This window comes from Aeromicrobium sp. (assembly GCF_049586495.1).
Lineage (GTDB): Bacteria > Actinomycetota > Actinomycetes > Propionibacteriales > Nocardioidaceae > Aeromicrobium.
Map to the genome: position 1 here is coordinate 1 of NZ_JBAVCB010000052.1, position 16,865 is coordinate 16,865.

General features: G+C 67.1%; 15 protein-coding genes. 7 read left to right on the forward strand and 8 right to left on the reverse strand.

Annotation, left to right across the window (positions count from 1 at the left end; translation table 11 throughout):
* A partial coding sequence (locus WB508_RS02700; protein ID WP_423843337.1) for a 5'-3' exonuclease occupies positions 1-811 on the reverse strand: 811 nt, incomplete at its 3' end.
* A 77-nt stretch (positions 812-888) separates the two neighbouring features.
* Complete coding sequence (locus WB508_RS02705; RefSeq protein WP_423843338.1) at positions 889-2,463, reverse strand: M28 family metallopeptidase; 1,575 nt, start codon at positions 2,461-2,463, stop codon at positions 889-891.
* A 69-nt stretch (positions 2,464-2,532) separates the two neighbouring features.
* On the opposite strand from WB508_RS02705, the gene WB508_RS02710 reads away from it, so the two are divergent.
* From WB508_RS02710 to WB508_RS02720, 3 genes are read left to right on the forward strand one after another with little or no spacing between them, the layout of a single operon-like run.
* On the forward strand, positions 2,533-3,612 hold the full coding sequence (locus tag WB508_RS02710) for a M24 family metallopeptidase (protein WP_423843339.1): 1,080 nt from the start codon (positions 2,533-2,535) through the stop codon (positions 3,610-3,612).
* Complete coding sequence (gene lnt, locus WB508_RS02715; RefSeq protein WP_423843340.1) at positions 3,609-5,096, forward strand: apolipoprotein N-acyltransferase; 1,488 nt, start codon at positions 3,609-3,611, stop codon at positions 5,094-5,096. The genes WB508_RS02710 and lnt overlap by 4 nt, the downstream gene beginning before the upstream one ends.
* Positions 5,096-5,821 (forward strand): polyprenol monophosphomannose synthase, encoded by a 726-nt coding sequence (locus WB508_RS02720; RefSeq protein ID WP_423843341.1) that lies wholly within the window; start codon positions 5,096-5,098, stop codon positions 5,819-5,821. Before lnt ends, WB508_RS02720 begins: the two co-directional genes overlap by 1 nt.
* Here the strand turns inward: WB508_RS02720 and WB508_RS02725 are convergent, their stop codons facing one another.
* The 4 genes from WB508_RS02725 to WB508_RS02740 form a co-directional block, all read right to left on the reverse strand.
* Positions 5,822-6,208 (reverse strand): RNA polymerase-binding protein RbpA, encoded by a 387-nt coding sequence (locus WB508_RS02725; RefSeq protein ID WP_423843342.1) that lies wholly within the window; start codon positions 6,206-6,208, stop codon positions 5,822-5,824.
* 75 nt (positions 6,209-6,283) lie between these two features.
* Entirely contained in the window at positions 6,284-7,603 is a 1,320-nt protein-coding gene (locus WB508_RS02730) for an MFS transporter (RefSeq protein ID WP_423843343.1), read from the reverse strand.
* Positions 7,600-8,388: a glycerophosphodiester phosphodiesterase family protein gene (locus WB508_RS02735; RefSeq protein WP_423843344.1), complete on the reverse strand. Its 789-nt coding sequence runs from the start codon at positions 8,386-8,388 to the stop codon at positions 7,600-7,602. The genes WB508_RS02730 and WB508_RS02735 overlap by 4 nt, the downstream gene beginning before the upstream one ends.
* Positions 8,389-8,426: 38 nt before the next feature.
* Positions 8,427-9,977 (reverse strand): UDP-N-acetylglucosamine 1-carboxyvinyltransferase, encoded by a 1,551-nt coding sequence (locus WB508_RS02740; RefSeq protein ID WP_423843345.1) that lies wholly within the window; start codon positions 9,975-9,977, stop codon positions 8,427-8,429.
* Positions 9,978-10,097: 120 nt separating this feature from the next.
* On the opposite strand from WB508_RS02740, the gene WB508_RS02745 reads away from it, so the two are divergent.
* A complete protein-coding gene (locus WB508_RS02745; RefSeq protein WP_423843346.1) occupies positions 10,098-10,676 on the forward strand; it encodes a rhomboid family intramembrane serine protease in 579 nt (192 codons plus the stop codon).
* Here the strand turns inward: WB508_RS02745 and WB508_RS02750 are convergent.
* Complete coding sequence (locus tag WB508_RS02750) at positions 10,667-11,308, reverse strand: MBL fold metallo-hydrolase (protein WP_423843347.1); 642 nt, start codon at positions 11,306-11,308, stop codon at positions 10,667-10,669. The genes WB508_RS02745 and WB508_RS02750 overlap by 10 nt on opposite strands.
* Positions 11,309-11,364: 56 nt before the next feature.
* Here WB508_RS02750 and WB508_RS02755 point away from each other — a divergent pair, with 56 nt between their 5' ends.
* The 3 genes from WB508_RS02755 to WB508_RS02765 all read left to right on the forward strand — a co-directional run bounded on the left by WB508_RS02755 (position 11,365) and on the right by WB508_RS02765 (position 13,509).
* Positions 11,365-12,255: an alpha/beta hydrolase fold domain-containing protein gene (locus WB508_RS02755; protein ID WP_423843348.1), complete on the forward strand. Its 891-nt coding sequence runs from the start codon at positions 11,365-11,367 to the stop codon at positions 12,253-12,255.
* A gap of 82 nt (positions 12,256-12,337) precedes the next feature.
* Positions 12,338-13,129 (forward strand): alpha/beta fold hydrolase, encoded by a 792-nt coding sequence (locus WB508_RS02760; protein WP_423843349.1) that lies wholly within the window; start codon positions 12,338-12,340, stop codon positions 13,127-13,129.
* 86 nt (positions 13,130-13,215) lie between these two features.
* The gene (locus WB508_RS02765; protein ID WP_423843350.1) at positions 13,216-13,509 is read left to right on the forward strand and encodes a Fe-S cluster assembly protein HesB; all 294 of its coding nucleotides are present in this window, start codon (positions 13,216-13,218) and stop codon (positions 13,507-13,509) included.
* Positions 13,510-13,533: 24 nt separating this feature from the next.
* On the opposite strand, the gene WB508_RS02770 is transcribed toward WB508_RS02765, so the two are convergent.
* Positions 13,534-16,746 carry an ATP-binding protein gene (locus WB508_RS02770; protein ID WP_423843351.1) on the reverse strand — a complete coding sequence of 1,071 codons (3,213 nt, stop codon included), beginning with the start codon at positions 16,744-16,746 and terminating at the stop codon, positions 13,534-13,536.
* Between the last annotated feature and the right edge of the window lie 119 nt (positions 16,747-16,865).

Consider the following 16,865-nt stretch of genomic DNA (forward strand, 5'->3'; position numbering starts at 1 on the left):
GCTCGAGCACGTACTGGGTGGGCGGCACGATGTCGGTGCGCACCGTCACCACCTCGCGGGCCGCGGCCATGTAGGCGCCCGAGGAGAGCAGATTGGCTCGCACGCGCGGCTTGATCGACGAGGCGTCGTCGTGTGCTGCCGCCACGATGCCGTCAAGGTCCCCGAATTCGGCCAACAGCACTGCGGCGGTCTTCTCGCCGATGCCGGCCACGCCGGGCAGCCCATCGGAGGAGTCGCCGCGCATGACGGAGAAGTCGACGTACTGCTCTGGACCCACGCCGTACTTCTCGCGCAACCAGCCAGCATCGACCACGTCGTGCTTCGCCACGCCGCGGGCGGTGTAGAGCACGCGCACCTGACGCCGGTCGTCCACGACCTGGAACAGGTCGCGATCTCCGGTCACCACGTCGACCGGACAGTCCGCCTGGGCCGCGAGCGCTCCGATGACATCATCGGCCTCGGCCTCAGCTGCACCCACCACGGGGATGCCCAGCAGAGTCATGGTTTCAGCGATCAGCGGAACCTGGGGACCGAGCAGGCCCCCGGTGGTGTCCGATTCAGCGCCCGAGTCGTCCAGCCGCTGGGTCTTGTACGTGTCGATCAGATCGACCCGCCACTGCGGCCGCCAGTCATCGTCCCAGCACGCCACGATGCCGGTGGGGTGGTACTGCTCGGCCAGCGTGGCCACGAAGTCGACCATCCCGCGCACGGCATTGATCACCGTGCCATCGGGCGCCTGCATCGTGTCCGGCACGCCGAAGAACGCGCGGAAGTACAAGCTGGCGCTGTCCAGCAGCATCAGTCGAGACATGGCGATCACCCTACTGCGCAGGCCACGGGCGTCGATCCCCGAAAAGATCGACGCCCGTGGCGGTCACGTGCCGTGCGTTACCGAGCGGCGTGGGCCGGGTTGCCCGGCGCGCCCTTCTTGACCTTCGCGCTCTTGGACTTCGGAGCCACGCTGCCGTCAGGGAACAGGCCAGCCTTGCTCTGCAGCATGACCAGCGTCGCGTGAGCCGCGGCGTCGCCCATCTCCTGCAGCGCCTTGGTGTTCACGTTGCCGATGTCATCGCACGCCGAGTGGTAGCACACGTCGTAGGCGACGCCAGCGGTTCCACCGAACATCACGGCTTCCTCAGCGGTCTTGATGCCCTCGGCACCGGTGAACAGGCCACCAGCCGGGATCCCCACCGCGATGAACGGTCCGTAGTCAGATCGTCCGCTGAACTCCGTCGGTGCCGACGCCAGCTTCTTGCTGTCGAAGTAGCCGGTGAAGATGTCCTCGATGGCACCCGAACCAGGAGGGCCTGCCGGATCGCTGTCGGAGCCGTCGCCGTCGTAGACGAATCGCCCGTAGTTGGGCGAGCCGATCATGTCGAAGTTCAAGTTGGCGTAGATCTTGCCGCGCTCGGCGGTCGACAGGTTGTCGACGTAGTGCTCCGAGCCCAGCAGACCGGCCTCCTCAGCACCCCAGAAGGCGAAGCGCACAGGACGCTCGAGCTTCTTGGTGTACTTCAGTGCAGCCAGCTGCTCGGCGATCTCCAAGATTCCAGCAGATCCCGAACCGTTGTCGTTGATGCCCGCACCCTCGGTGACGCTGTCGAGGTGCGCACCGACCACGACCGTCTGGTCCGGGTTCCTGACCTTGGACTTCGACGGGAGATCGGCGATGACGTTCTCCGTGGTGCGGTTGAGGTCGTTCTCCGTCTTCGTGGTCACGTGGACCTCGGCGGCGGGCGTCTGTGCCAGGGCGGCGCCGTCCTCGTGGGACAGGCCGACGACCGGGATGTCGGCCGGAGCGCCGAGCGTTCCGACGATCAGGTCCTGACGACCGGGCTGGCCCTCGTTGAAGATGATCACGGCGTCGTAGCCGGCCTCTTCGGCGTTGCTCGCCTTCAGACCGAAGGGGCAGGTGCCCCGCTGGATCAACGCCACGGCGTCCTCAGCCGGAGCGGGCGGGAAGTCAGACGCCTCGCAGCCCGAGGTGGAGCCGTTGGGCTTTTCCGACGGAGGAAGCACGTGGTCGATGTTCACGACCGGTCCGGTCACGTCACCGGATCCGGAGTAGTCGAACGTCGCCGTGTCGAAATCGCGCTCGGTCGGAGCCGTCTGCGTCAAGGTGGCTGGTTCGACCTCGCGCGAGAAGGCGAAGGTGAACTCCTGGCGAGTGACCTGGTAGCCGGCCTTGCGCAGCTTCTTGGCCACGTAGTCCGCCGATGCCGTGTGGCCCGGCAGTCCCGACGCACGATTGCCGTCGTTGCGGTCGGCGATGACCTGGAACTCACGCAGGTGTTGCATGAGGCCGTTGACCGACACAGCCTTTTCGAGCTTGCGGGTGTCGACCGTCTTGCTCGACGGCTTCTGTCCCTTGGTGTTGTCGTCCTTGCCTGCTGTCGCGGGTGTCGCGGCGAACAGGGTGACGGTCAGTGCAGCAGCTGCTGCGGACGCAATGGTCTTGCGCATGCGGACCCCCCGATCCATTGGTGATGTTCCCCACACCGTAGCCCAACATCGCGACGGTAGGGTCGTCGCGTGGGTAGTCGATGGCAGAAGGCGCAAGAGTTGTCCGCCGCGCGCGGGATTGATGCACTGCTGATCACGCCGGGGGCGGATCTGCGATACCTGACTGGTTATGAGGCTCTGCCGCTGGAGCGACTGACCTGTCTGGTCCTGCCCTCGGAAGGAGACCCGACGCTGGTGGTCCCGGCGCTGGAGCGAGCGGCCGCCGTCGCCTCCGGCGTGGACGTCACGGTCGCGTCATGGAACGAGACCGATGATCCCTTCGCGCTGGTGGCATCATTGGTCGGCGACGCCGCCACGATCGGAATCGATGACCACATGTGGGCTGCGCGGGTCTTCGCACTAGGCGCGGCCCTGCCGGGTGCCGATCAGGTCCTGGGCGGCTCGATCGTCTCCGAGCTGCGCATCCGCAAGGATGCCGACGAGGCCCAGGCGCTGCGCGAGGCTGGCGTGTTCATCGATCGGGTGCACGAGCGCATGGGGGAGTGGCTGCGGCCAGGTCGTACCGAGCGCGAGGTAGGTACCGACATCGCTGCCGCGATCCTGGTCGAGCACGCGACCTGCGACTTCGTGATCGTCGGGTCTGGCCCCAACGGTGCTTCGCCCCACCACGAGCTGTCCGATCGGGTGATCCAGGAAGGTGATCCCGTCCTCGTCGACATCGGCGGCACCACGCCAGCCGGCTACTGCTCGGACTCCACCCGCAACTACCTGGCCGGCGGGTCGGTCCCTGCGGAGTACGCCGAGTTCTACGCCGTGCTGGAGACCGCTCAGACCGCACAGCGGGAACACGCCCGTCCCGGGGTCACCGCTGAGTCCGTGGACGCTGTGGGTCGGCACATCATCGCCGACGCCGGATATGGCGATCTGTTCATGCATCGCACGGGGCACGGCATCGGTCAGGAGACCCACGAGGAGCCGTACATCGTCGCGGGCAACGATCTGGTGCTCACCGAGGGCATGGCGTTCTCGATCGAGCCGGGCATCTATGTCGAGGGCCACTTCGGCGCCCGCATCGAGGACATCGCCATCTGCACGGCCGACGGCCTCGAGGTGCTCAACAACACCCCGCGCGAACTCGTCATCTTGTGAGGGCGCGCCTCGCCCTGCCATCGGCGGCAGCGCTGGGTCTGGTGGCGGCCGCGGCGTTCGACCCGTGGTCGCTGCCGTTCGCGATGGTGCTGTCGGTCGCCGGGCTGCTGTGGCTCGCGCGGCGGCTCGAGGACGCTTCCCGGCGGCTGGTCGCCGCTGCCGGGCTGGCGTACGGGTGCACCTTCATGGCCGTGCTGATCTGGTGGATGAATGCGGTCAGCAACGGGGCGTACGTGGCGCTCGTGATGGCCCAGACGGTCTTCTTCGGCATCGTGATGCTGGGGCTGCGGTCGGTCATGCGACTGCGCCTGTGGCCGCTGTGGGCAGCGGCGGTGTGGGCAGCCGTGGAGTGGGCCCGGTCGTCCTTCCCGTTCGAAGGTTTCCCGTGGGGCCGCATCGCGCACAGCGCGATCGACACGCCGATGGAGTCCTTCGCGCGGGCGACGGGCATGCCGGGCACCTCGGCGGTCATGGTGCTCCTCGCTGCGGGCGTGCTGGCCATCGTGGAGGGTGAGCACCGCGTGCGCGGCGCGGTCTCGGTGGCCGCACTGGTCGGCGTCGGCCTGCTGCTGCCGGTCGGACTGGCCGGGAGCGATGGAACCCGCCAGATCGCGCTGGTGCAGGGAGACACTCCCGGTGACTTCCTCGCGTGGCCGCCTGGCGCCATCTTCACCCTGCACGCCACCGAGACGGAGCGCCTCGCCGACCGGGTAGAGAACGGCGAGACGCCCCGGCCCGACATGGTGCTGTGGCCAGAGAACGCCACCGACACCGATCCCACGGCCGATCGGGCCACCAGCTCCCGCATCTCGGACCTGTCGAGCCGCATCGGCGCACCGATCCTGGTCGGTGGCATCTTCGACGGACCCACCTCCACCACGTCGTACAACGCTGGAGTCGTCTGGGACGCCAACGGGCCGGGGGAGCGGTACGTCAAGCGCCGACCCGTCGCCTACGGCGAGTACGTGCCCTTCCGTGAGTCGCTCGGTGGGCTGGTTCCGGCCTTCGACCGCTCCATCCCGCGCGACATGCTGGCCGGCGATCGCGTCGGCACCCTTGACATCGGCGGCACCACGATCGGCGACACCATCTGCTATGACATCGTGTACGACGACGTGGTGGGAGATCTCGTGGACGAGGGAGCCCAGCTGATCGTCGTCCAGACGAGCAACGCCGCCTTCACCGCGACGGCACAGCCCGAACAGCAGTGGGACATCACGCGTTTGCGCGCCATCGAAACGGGACGCTGGGTTGTCGTGCCGTCGACCAACGGCATCACTGGCGTGGTGAATGCCGAGGGACAGGCGGTGCAGCGCGCTCCGCTACGGACGGCGGCGACCCTCGAGGTCGAGGTTCCTCTCGCGTCGGAGCGGACCCCGGCCGTGCACGTCGGAGCACCACTGGAATACGTGCTGGTGACCCTCGCTCTGATTGGATGGATGCTCGGAGCCCGCCGCCATGGGCGAGCGACAAGGGAGACTTGATGCGCACGCTGGTGGTGATTCCGACCTACCAGGAGGCCGCCAACATCGCCTGGATCATTGGTGAGCTGCACCGCGAGCAGCCGCAGGTCGACGTACTGGTCGTGGACGACGCGTCGCCCGACGGTACCGGGCAGATTGCCGACGAGGTCGCAGCCCAGGATCCCCGGGTCAACGTGCTGCACCGCGAGTCCAAGGTGGGCTTGGGCGCCGCCTATCGCGCCGGTTTCGCCTGGGGGCTTGCGCGCAAGTACGACCGACTGGTCGAGATGGACGCCGACGGCTCCCACCGTCCCGAGGACCTGGCTGCGCTGCTGGAGGCGAGCCAGCATGGCGCCGACCTCGTGCTCGGCTCACGGTGGGTGCCCGGCGGGGGAGTCATCAACTGGCCGTGGCATCGACGCATGATGTCGCGTGCCGGGACCCGATACGCCCAGCTGATGCTGTCGCTCGACGTGAAGGACGCCACTGGCGGCTATCGGGTGTTCCGGCGGCACACGCTGGAGCGGTTACGCCTGGACGAGGTCTCGTCGCAGGGATATTGCTTCCAGATCGACATGGCGCGACGCACCCTGGCCGCTGGCATGAAGATCACCGAGGTGCCGATCACCTTCGTCGAGCGGACGCGTGGAAACTCCAAGATGAGCGGAGCGATCGTGCGGGAGGCGCTGTGGCGCGTCACCGGGTGGGGGATCGCGCGTCGCATGCCCACGCGACGTCGTCGCTGATCAGGCCGTCTTGCGTCGCTTCTTTGCTGCGGCGCGGTGCAGGTGGGGCGGGCCGATCTCTCCGCCACGCAGCAGCTCGAGGCGCTCGGTGAGAATCTCCTCGAGCTCGTCGACAGATCGACGCTCCAGCAACATGTCCCAGTGTGTGCGCACGTGCTTCTCGTTCTTGGGCTCGGGCTCAGCGCCGTCGACCAATCGACCCTTCTGACCGGTCTTGGGGTCTTCCCACTCCAACGGAACTTCCGCCTCGTCGGCCATGGTCACGGTGAAGGTGTGGCCGTCGGCGCAGACGTACTCGATCTCCTGCCGGGCCGCCATCTCGACGCCACGCTCATCCTCAAAGCTCTGGGCCCCCAGACGGGCACCTCGCAATGCGCGTTCAGCCATGATGCGTCCCCTCTCGTGGTTGCTCTACCTCTCTCAACGTACGAGACGCACATGAAATTCCCCTGAGGCGCGCCCCTACTGCGAAACTCTGGCGCGATCCCCAGTCAGCGGCGGCACCTTCGACAGGGCCAACAGACCAGCCAGGAGGACCAACATGATGCCGATGATGCCCCAGCGGTCGTCGCCGCCGAGCAGCGCAAACAAGCCGAAGAGCGTCGGTGCAAGGAACGACGCAGCACGGCCGGTCATGGCGTACAGCCCGAAGTGTTGGCCTTCCTTGCCCGGGGGAGTCAGCCGCACGAGGTAGGTGCGTGAAGCGGACTGGGCTGGTCCGACGAACAGCACGAGGATCAGGCCGAACACCCAGAACATGGCCATGCCTTGCACGAACAACAAGATGATGCCGGCGCCCAGCATCGCGACAAGCGACACCTCGATGACGCGACGCGGTCCGAACCGGTCATCCAGGCGACCGGCGACGATCGCTCCGGCGGCAGCCGACACGTTGGCCGCGATGCCGAACGGTATGACGGTCTCGGCGGAGAACCCGTAGACGCTCACCGCGATGACGGCGCCAAAGGTGAAGACGCCGTTGAGACCGTCGCGGAACAACGCACTGGCGATCAAGAACTGCAGCGTGTGCCGCTCCTCGCGCCACATCAAGCAAATTTCCGCGAACAGGACGCGGTACGACTCAAAGAAGCCGGCATCGGGAACTGGGCTCGCATCGGCCGGCAGCTCCGGCACCGCCAGCAGGACGGGGATCGAGAACCCCAGAAACCATACGGCGGCGACGACTGCGACCCAGCGGATGTTGAGTCCGTTTTCTGTCGAGACGCCTAGCAGACCACCGTTGCCGGCGATCAGCCCGACATACACGATGACCAACAGCACGATCCCGCCGAGATAGCCGAACGCCCAGCCCAGACCGGAGATCCGGCCGACCGTGTCGGGGGTGGAGACCTGGCGCAGCATCGCAAAGTACGGCACCTGGGCCAGCTCGAACAGGATCGTGCCGAGTGCGAGCAGGACCAGTCCCAACCACAGGAAGTCCGGGCTGTCCTCCACCAGGAACATCAGCGCGGTCACAGAGACGACCGACACCGTCAGGAGGCCGAGTGAGCGTTTGCGGTGGCCCGAAGCGTCCGACTTCTGCCCCATCACGGGAGCCAGGACGGCGATGACACCGCTTGCGCCGCCGATCGACCAGGCGAGCCAGGTCGCCGCCGAGATCGGACCGCCGATGTCGGCACCGACTGCGTCGACGAGATACACCGAGAACACGAAGGTCACGATGACGGCGTTGAACGCTGCCGAGCCCCAGTCCCACAGACTCCAGGCGATGACGGGACCGCGGCGAGATTCTGCGACGGCGACGTCGGGCTGGGGGGTCATGTGGGTTCCTTCCAGGTACCTCGGGCCAGCAGCACGTCCTTGAGGACATCGGTGCGATCAGTCATGAGTCCGTCGACGCCGAGGTCGAGCAGTCGGTGCATCTCGTCGGCATCGTCGACGGTCCAGACGTGAACCTGCAGTCCGAGTCGATGAGCCCGGGCGATGAACCGGCGCGTCGTGATGGTCAGGCGGCCGGCGGCGACCGGCACCTGGAGGCAGTCGGCGGCGGGGAGATGGAGTGCGGCCAGCAGCCATGCCGGAAACAGCTTGACCAGCCCCACCTCGCGCCTCGAGGCTCCCGTGGTGACGCTGGGCAGCAGCCGGCGAATCTGGCGGAGTCGAACGTGCGAGAACGACGACAAACAGACGCGGTTGACCGCGCCCATCGCCTCGATCAGGTCACACGTCGGGCCGATCGCGTCCTGAGCCTTCACATCGATGTTCAGGCGGACGTCGGGCAGCGCGGTGAGCACCTCCGCGAGCTGCACGAACCCGACGCGCCCGTCCATGCGTTCGCGGGACAACTGTTCGTCGTTGAGCTCAGCGGTCACGGACGGGCTGCCGGTCAGGCGGGTCAGCGTCTCGTCATGAATGGCCCACACCGTGCCATCGGCCGAGCACCGGACGTCGGTCTCGATGAACAGAAATCCCCGGCCGACCGCGTCCTGGAACGCCTCGAGCGAGTTCTCGATCTTCCCGTTGGACGCCGTGGCCGCGCCGCCGCGGTGCGCGATGGCGACCGGGCCTGAAGCTCCGAGGTAGGTGAGCCGTGACACAGTCGTCACGCTAGGGCCTCGCAGGGTCAGTTCGTCGCCGTCCCGACTCAGATGTCGCGAAAGGTTTCGATCTGGGCGCCAAGGGCGTTGAGACGCTCGGCGAGGTCCTCGTATCCACGGTTGATGACGTACACGCTGCGCAGGACCGAGGTGCCCTTGGCCGCCAGCATGGCCAGCAGGATCACGACGGCCGGACGCAGCGCCGGCGGGCACACGATCTCCGATCCGCTCCAGCGGGTGGGCCCTTCGATCAGCACGCGGTGAGGGTCGAGCAGCTTGACCTGCGCGCCCAGCTTGTTCAGCTCCGTCAGGTAGATCGCACGGTTCTCGTAGACCCAGTCGTGCAACATGGTCTGGCCTTCGGCGGTTGCCGCGATGACGGCGAAGAACGGCAGGTTGTCGATGTTGAGTCCGGGAAACGGCATGGGGTGGATCTTGTCGATCGGCGCGTGCAGATCTGACTCGTGGGTCGTGATGTCCACCAGGCGGGTGTGGCCGTTCTCGGCCGGGTACTCCTCACCGCGGTCGTACTGAAATCCCATCTCTTCCAGCAGTGCGAGCTCGATCTCCATGAATTCGATCGGGACGCGCCTCACCGTGATGCTGGACCGCGTGACGATGGCGGCGGCAATCAGGCTCATGGCCTCGATCGGGTCCTCGCTCGGCGCGTACTCGACATCACAGTGAATGACCGGCTTGCCCGTGACCCGCAACGTCGTGGTGCCGATGCCCTCGACACCCACCCCGAGCTTGACGAGGAAGAAGCACAGGTCCTGCACCATGTAGTTGGGACTCGCATTGCGGATGACGGTCACGCCGTCGCAGCGCGCTGCGGCGAGCAGGGCGTTCTCGGTGACGGTGTCGCCGCGTTCAGTCAGCACGATCGGGCGTTCAGGAACGACACCAGCCGCGGTCGCGGCGTGATAGCTGCCCTCAGTGGCCACGACCTTGAGGCCAAAGGGCCGCAGCGCCGTCATGTGCGGCTCGACGGTACGCGTGCCCAGATCGCAGCCGCCGGCGTACGGGAGCTCGAAGTCGTCGTACCGGTGCATCAGCGGGCCGAGGAACATGATGATGCTGCGGGTGCGGCGGGCGGCGTCCGCATCCATCGCGTTCAGGTCCAGGTCGGCCGGGACCACCAGCTCGAGGTCGTTCTCTGCATTCAGCCACGTGGCCTTGACCCCGATGGACTCCAGCACCTCGAGCAGCCGATTGACCTCCTCGATGCGCGCCACCTTGCGCAGCACGGTGGTACCGGCGTTGAGCAGCGACGCGCACAACAGGGCGACACCGGCGTTCTTGCTCGACTTCACGTCGATGGCGCCGGACAGCCGGGTCCCGCCCTTGACCCGCAGGTGGCTGGGTCCGGACGTGCCGACACTGACCAGCTCGGAGTTGAGCACGTTGCCGATGCGGGCCAACATCTCCAGGGTCAGGTTCTGCAGACCCTTCTCGATGCGGTTGACGGCGCTCTGACTGGTGGCCAGCTGCGTGGCCAGCTCGGCTTGGGTCAGCCCGCGGTGCTGGCGAGCGTCCCGGATCAACGTTCCGATGCGCGCCAGGTAGTCGTCTTGATCGATCTCGGCTGTGTCAGACATTCTTCCACCTTATCTCACATGTGAGATAACACCTCACCCTGAATTCGCCCTCGCCCGGACTGACGATACCGACCCGGAACGAATGCTTCTGCCCATCGGGTTCACCGCTACCGTGAACGAGTGACGAAACGAACTCTCGTGGCCACACGGCGGTCGGTCGTCATCGCGGCCGGCTTCGTCGCGGTCCTGTGGATCATCGAGGGTCTCGATGCAATCGTTCCAGGTCAGTTCGAGTCCAACGGAGTGCGTCCACGGTCCGAGGCTGGCTTGACCGGCATCGTGTTCGGCCCGCTGTTGCACGATGACTGGGCGCATCTGATCGGCAACTCAGCTCCCCTGCTGGTGCTGGGCTTCCTGCTGGCCTTGGCCGGCGTACGCACCTTCGCCACCGTGACGGTCCTGGTGTGGCTCACCTCAGGCCTCGGCACGTGGCTGATCGGCGGCGCGTCAACCCTTCACGTCGGCGCCTCTGGCATCGTGTTCGGCTGGATCGCCTATCTGGTGCTGCGCGGGGTGTTCGCCGACAACGTACGACAGATCTTCGTGGGAGTCGTGGTCTTCTTCGCATACGGCGGCGCGCTGATCGGGGTGCTTCCTGGCCAGCCCGGCATCTCGTGGGAGGGGCACCTGTTCGGGGCGATCGGCGGTGTCGTCGCGGCCTGGTGGCTGCGGGGCGGCGTCGAGGATTCTCAGAACTGAGTCGACTCGGCCTGTCCGAGCCGACGAGCGTCCGCTGCACCGCCGTGCTTGATCACCTGGCCCCAGTAGAGCTCGTAGGCGGCTTCAGCGATGGTCACGTCATGAATGGGCAGCACGGCTTTCGGCGCCACGCGCTGCACGAAATCGACCGTCTCGCTGATCTTGGCCCACGGAGCGCTCAAGGGGACGGCGAGCACGTCAACTCCCGCGGGTGCGTACTCATAGGTGTCGCCGGGGTGAAACACCGTGGTTCCACCGCTGGTCAGCGTGACGCCGACGTTGGCGATGCGGGGGATCGCCGCAAGGATGACCGCGTGCTGCGTTCCCACCCCGCGCAGCGCGATGTCACCGATCTGGTGCTCACGGCCGTCCGAGTTCGGCAGCCAGGTCCCGAATCCCACCAGGGTCGCGGTCTCCGGGTCGCAGATCAAGGTGGCCTCGGGGTTGGCATCGACCAGAGCGGGAGCACGCTCCTGATCACAATGGTCGGGGTGCTGGTGGGTCACGACGATGGCATCGAGATCGGTGAGGTCGAAGACCGGCGCATCGCAAAATCCGCCCGGGTCGATCAGAACACGCGTGGTCTCGGTCTCCACGAGCAGTGCGGCGTGGCCGAATCGGGTGATCTTCATGGATCCATGATGGATCAGCGACCCAGCCGGGGGCAGTTCAGCACCGAATGCCTCCCATGGCAGTGCTGGCAGACATGTATGCAGGCCTCTCGGGTCTGACCGCCCGGTGGACCGTGCGATACGGCGAGCAGCTGCGCCTGGCGGGCAGCGACCTCCCCACCCCTGAATCGCTGCGGGTGCCCACGCGCCACGGGCGGGTCAAGGTTGACCTCTACCGGCCACCGGCGGTCGACCGGCCGCCAGTCCACGTTCACCTGCACGGCGGCGCCTTCATCATGCGGTTTCCCCAGATGGACGACTTCTTCTGCCGTTTCGTCGTCGCCGAGGCGCAGGTCGCCGTGGTGAACGTGGACTATCTCGCCGCACCTCGCGTCCGCTACCCCGTGGCCCAGGAGCAGGCTCACGACGTGCTGGCGTGGCTGACCACACATGCGGGGGAGTGGGGCCTGGACCCGGATCGGATCTCGATCGGGGGATTCAGCGGCGGAGGGAATCTCGCGGCGTCGGCATGCCTGCAAGCACGCGACCACCACACCGCGACGCCTCGCCTTCAGCTCCTCGCCGTTCCGTCCCTCGACGTGTCCGGGGACGTGCGCGGCAAGCCGTCCACGACTGCCAACCCGATGATCGGCCCGCCGCTGCTGCGTCTGGTGCGTGCCACCTACTTCAAGGACTCCTCACGCCGAGCTGAGCCGTATGCGTCGCCACTGCTGGCCGTCGCCGTGGATGGGCTGCCACCGGCGCTCGTCATCACGGCTGAGTACGACTCCTTGCGCACCGAGGGCGACGCCTTCGCGGCGCGACTGATGGCAGCGGCCGTGTCGGTGGAGCACCACGTCGTGCCGCGACGCGATCACTACTTTCTCGATGGCAGCGACCACACCCAGGCGCGGCACTGGATGAGTCTGATGGCCGACCGCATCCAGGTGGCACTGGCCGGCGAGTGACGTGACTTCCGGCCCACGGTCCCCACGATGACGATGCGCCTTCGACGAATGGTTCGCACCGTGCGGGCCCTAGGCTGGGCGCATGCCAGACAAGCCCACCATCCACGCTGTGGAGGTCGGGGCCACCGGACGGACCGTGGTCTTCCTGCACGGGCTGTTCGGCCAGGGAAAGAACTTCACCCAGGCCGCGAAGTCCCTCGTGCCGGAGTTCCGGTCCATGCTGATCGATCTTCCCGATCACGGCCAGTCGGCTTGGACCGACGGCATCGACTACGCCGACATGGCCGACCGGGTCGCGGGCTTCCTGCGCGACGAGGTGGCGCCCGACGGCTCGATCGACCTGGTCGGCCACTCGATGGGTGGCAAGGTCGCGATGGTGTTGGCACTGCGCCATCCTGACCTCGTGCGGCGGCTCGTGGTCGTCGACATCTCGCCGTCGGCCAGCGAGGACTCCGGCGAGTTTCAGCACCTCCTCGACAGTCTGGCCGAGCTCGATCTTGCGACGCTGAATCGCCGCGGCGAGGCCGATGAGCGACTGGCCGACCAGATCGAGGACCCGCGCGTGCGCGGCTTCCTGCTGCAGAACCTGCGATCGGGACCGGACGGCTTCATGTGGCAGGCGAATCTCGCCGTGCTGCGCCGTGATCTCGCTGCGATCGGCGACTTCCCTCAGCTCGACGGCACCTTCGACGGCGCGGTGCTGTGGATGGCAGGGGACCGGTCAAGCTACATCACCGACCAGGACGAGCCGGCCATGCGCCGGTTGTTTCCCCGCACGACTCTGGTCACCGTCAAGGGGGCCGGCCACTGGGTGCATTCCGAGCAGCCCGAGGCCTTCGCGTCAGCCCTGCGGGTGTTCCTCTCGGCCGACTGAGCCACGCGGCACCCCGAGCCGATTTGCATCGTGGCTCAAGTGAGGAACAGTGGATGGTCCGTTGCACACCCCACACAGGAGGCGACATGCTCACCCTGACCGATACCGCTGCTGGCGTTGTGAAGCAGCTGACCGAGATCGACGAGACCAGTGGACCCGACGGAGGTCTTCGCATCAGCACCCAGCCCGAGAGTGACGAGGGACCCGCACTGGTCCTCAGCGCCGTTCCGGCCCCCGAAGACGGCGACCAGGTGCTCGACGAGGCCGGCGCCCGCGTGTTCCTGGACGAATCAGCCGCCCTCATGCTCGACGACAAGGTGCTGGACGCTCAGATCGGCTCCGACGGCTCCGTGCAGTTCGCCGTCGGCACGCAGGATTGACCACGGACTGACTGCTGAGTCTCCTCAGCCGCGCGCCGGCGACTCCACGAGCAGGGCACGGGCACGCGCCGCCGAGGCGAGGTCACCCTTGCGCTCGTACAGGCCCAGCGCTTCCGCAAGGGCCGTGGAGGCGTCGGCACTCTGGGCGTCGGCCATGAGGACCTCAGCCAGATCACACAGCGCGTCGGCCTGCGCCACGAGCGAGTCGGTACCGCGAAGCAAGGCGACGGCCTCCCGAGCCAGCGCAACCGCGTCTGTCTGCTGACCTCTGCGCGCCATGGCCCGGGCACGCACGGACCTCCAGAGCACCTGGGCCGACAGATCGTCGACGGCCGCGAGCTCGCGTGCTATCTCGGTGTAGTGCTCGGCTTCCGCGTCGCGACCCTCCTCGATCAGCGCCCGGGCCAGCTCTGAGGCGACGGTGCACCGCATGTACTTCTCGCCCATCCCCTCGAGTGCCGCGTAGTCGCGGCGAAGATCCCGCTCGGCCTCCGCCGGGTCACCGGCTAGAACATTGACCGCACATGAGTCCAGCGAGGTCGAGGCAGCGATCGGGGTCCGGCCCATGTCCTCGAGGACCACCCGCGCCTCGACGATCAGCGAACGAGCAGTGGAAAATTCCCCCCGCATGGCCTCCAGGCGTCCGAGCAGGCTGGTGATGACGCCGACCGTGCGGCGGTCGCCACGAGCCTGGGAGACGATCTCACGGCAATGCTCGATCGCTTCTGGGACGGGCGTGGGCCCCCACACCGCAGCGAGCGCATACTGGACCGACGCGCGCCGATGCTGGCGGTCGTCGCCGCCCGCGGAGGCATGCTCGATCGCGACCTTCGCGGCCGAGGCTGCGTCTTCGTACCGGCACTCGGTGCCCAGGGCCCAGGCGAGCAGCCGGTAGGCGGCGGCCAGCCCGACCGAGTCATGGGCGTCGCGAAAGACCGGAATCACCCGCTCGGCACCCTGCATGGCCTGATCGGCCCAGCTGGCCGAGGTCGAGGAATGGGCGTGCAGCAGCAATCGCACCAGCTCTGCACGCGCCTCCAGACGCGTCTCCCCGCTGGCCTTCGCTCGGTCGATCGCCTCGTCGAGATAGACCTGGGCCACCACGTACTCGCCGATGTCGACGAGTGCTTCGCCGAGATCTGGCAGAAGCTCCAGTCGGGCGTGCGCGTCGTCCGGCAGCAGCCCGGCAGCGCGTCTGAGAAGCTGGGCGGCAGCAGGCATGTCGCCTCGTCCGAAGGCGCGCTGGCCTGCGGCGGCCAACCAGTCGGCGGCCTCGAGCCCGATCGACTGGCCATGCGCGTCAAGTGGCGCGAGCTCCGCCAGATAGTGGTGGGCCTGCTCGAGGTGGTAGGCCAAGATCTCTTGGTACTCCTGCTCGCGGTCGCGTGAACGATTGACTTCCTGTGCCCAACGCACGAATCGCTCATGCAGCGTGGCCCGGCTGCGCTTGACCAGTCGCTTGTACACAGCGTCGCGAATCAACAAGTGCTCGAAGCGATACCCGGACTCGGTCGTCAGCGCGTCCGGGTTCGGGCGAATCAGCTGCTTGGCGGCAATCAGCTCAAGGCGCTCGCCGACGCGGGGGCGCAGATCCTCCGGTAACAGCGCCTTGACCGCCTCCTCGGGAAATTCCTGGCCGATCACGGCCCCGGGCTCGAGCGTCTCGCGCTCATCGCGGCCCAGCTGTTCCACACGGGAGGTCAGGAGCGACTGGATCGTGGGGGGCACGATCACGTCGGACAGCTCCACCGTCGTGCTCCAGAGACCGTCCTGGAACACCAGCGTGCCGTCGTCAACCAACATGGAGAGCATCTGCTCGATGAACAGCGGGTTGCCCTGCGCCGACACGAGGATCCGGTCTCGGATCTCGTCGGCCAGATCGCCGCGCCCCAGCGCGTTCTCGACGATTCGGCCCATGTCGGCATCAGTCAGTGATTCCAGAATAATTCGGGGCTCGGGCCAGTCCGCGCGGAGCTCAAGCAGATCAGGTCGAGCCGGACACACAGCCAGCACCGGTGCCTCAGCAGACTCGGCAAGATGCTCGATGAGCTCCAGCAGGGTCAGCTCAGCCCAATGAATGTCGTCGAAGATCACCACCAGCGGTCGCTGGTCGGCCACCCGCTCCAGCAGCTTGCGAGCACCCCATTTGATCTCCTCGACCGGGAACTGGGCGTCCTGGAGCCCCATCACCGACGCGACTCGCTCAGCGACCGCGTCGTCACCGGCGAGCGTGGACAGCTTGGCCAGGGCGAGTCCAGGCGGATCGTCGTCGCTGATCGACGCCGCCTGGCGAACGATCTCGATCAGCGGCCAGTAGGTGATGCCTCGCCCGTAGGACAGGCAACGACCTCGAAGCACCTGCGCCTGTGGCTCGACCGCCGCGGCGAACTCGTGAGTCAGGCGGGACTTGCCCATGCCGGCCTGGGCGAGCACCGTCACCATGCGGCCCCGATGAGCCGAGATCGCCTCGTCGAGCGCACCGTTCAGCAGGGACAGCTCCCGCTCCCGGCCGATCATCGGCCGCTCGTGGTGCCGCGCGAGCGCCTCACCGTCGTGGACGGCAATCAGACGGTAGGCGGGAACCCGCTCGGATTTTCCTTTCAGCTCCAGGGGTTCCATCTCCTCGATCTCGACGACGCCGCGCACGAGCCGGTAGGTGCTGTCGCCGATCAGGATGTCGTTGGCCGGCGCCGCCTGCTCGAGTCGGGCCGCCACGTTGACGGCGTCTCCGATCACGAGTCGCTGGTTGGCCATCCCGCTTCCCCCGGCGACGAGCTCACCGGTGTTGACGCCGGTCCGGTTCGCCAGACGGACGCCGTAGCGCCGCTCGAGGTCGTCATTGAGGACGATCAGACGCTCCTTCATCTCCAACGCCGCGCGAACTGCCCGGAGGGCATCGTCTTCGTGCACCGTGGGCACACCGAAGACGGCCATGACCGCGTCTCCGATGAACTTTTCGATGGTGCCCCCGTGGCCCTCCAAGGCTGCCTGCATCTCCGCGAAGTACGCCGTGATCACCTCGCCCATCGCCTCGGAGTCGAGCCGCTCGGCGAGCGACGTCGAGCCCATGAGGTCGGAGAAGACGATCGTCACCGCTTTTCGGACGGCCTTGGGCGGACCGATGACGGGAAACTCGGTCCCGCAGTAGCCGCAGAGGGGAAAGCGGAGCGGATTGTCTCCGCCGCAGGACGCGCAGATCCGCGAGTCGGACTTGTCCGCCCCCGCTGCCCCGGTCATCGGATCAACGCATGTGCCCATTCTCGGGCTTGACCATGACGACTGACCAGCCGCCGTCGGCCTCACGCGTGATGTTCTTCAAGCACGGGGTGTTCTGGGCCGGCTGACCAGTGCAACGC